Origin of the sequence: Bartonella capreoli (assembly GCF_902813205.1) — a bacterium.
Classification (GTDB): domain Bacteria; phylum Pseudomonadota; class Alphaproteobacteria; order Rhizobiales; family Rhizobiaceae; genus Bartonella; species Bartonella schoenbuchensis.
In genome coordinates, this window is record NZ_CADDZX010000293.1 from 1 (window position 1) to 416 (window position 416).

The 416-nt window shown below is 43.8% G+C and carries 1 protein-coding gene; it reads right to left on the reverse strand.

The features are described 5' to 3' along the window. A partial coding sequence (locus J7R05_RS08495; RefSeq protein WP_208541898.1) for a TraG/VirB4 family ATPase occupies positions 1-416 on the reverse strand: 416 nt, incomplete at both ends.

The following is a 416-nucleotide window of genomic DNA, read 5'->3' on the forward strand; positions in this document are numbered from 1 at the left end:
CTCCCTATGGGTGGTATCAAAAAACATTTGTAGGGCGGAAATCGTGCGTTGCTCTCTAGGCAATAAGGCTAATTGGTCAACCGCCGCAGAAATATCTTGTCTTTCGGATTCACTCATCGCTTGACCCTCTGCCGAAACAAGTTTGGTAATCCATTGTCGTAGAAAGACTCTATCTGCTGGATTGTTATAGTCTAAGCCTTTTAGCGGTGCTATGCCTGTCGGTTTACCATTTTTCAAGGGCATATAAGTGCCGCCACCCGCTCTGACAAAAAGTTCTGCACCCCGATCTTTGTCAAGAAAGACCATATTGGGATCATGCTTTTGAAGTTGTGCTAAAAGAAAATTGACAATAACCGTTTTCCCAGAACCAGAGGGACCACAAACAAACGTATTGCCTAAATCACCAAAGTGAAAGT